Genomic DNA, 296 nt, shown 5'->3' with positions numbered 1-296 from the left:
GCTGGCCGCCACCGTGGACGACGACACGCTGAGCACCGGGGTGGTGATCGAGCACGACCCCGCCCGGCTCCGGGGCCGCCTGGTCGAGCTGGTCCAGGTCGGCTTCGACGAGGTCTACCTGCACCAGGTGGCGACCGTCGTCCGGCCGGACCACGGCAAGCACGACGACGCCGCGCCGACGGTGACGCACCCGCCGTCGTCGCTGGACGCGGTCGTCGACCTCGCGGCCGAGCACCTGCTCCCGGCGCTGCGGGCCGTGGACTCCGGGACCGAGGGGACGGACGCCGCATGAGGCT

The 296-nt window shown here is 75.0% G+C and carries 1 pseudogene; it reads left to right on the top strand.

The window, feature by feature from the left end:
• Positions 1 to 292 (top strand): annotated as a pseudogene (locus tag KVT14_RS20255) (hypothetical protein); the annotation flags it as partial.
• Between the last annotated feature and the right edge of the window lie 4 nt (positions 293 to 296).

It is taken from the genome of Cellulomonas sp. GbtcB1 (genome assembly GCF_019091725.1).
GTDB lineage: Bacteria > Actinomycetota > Actinomycetes > Actinomycetales > Cellulomonadaceae > Cellulomonas.
Note: the sequence above shows the minus strand (reverse complement) of the source record. Positions and strands in the feature narration are given on the sequence as shown.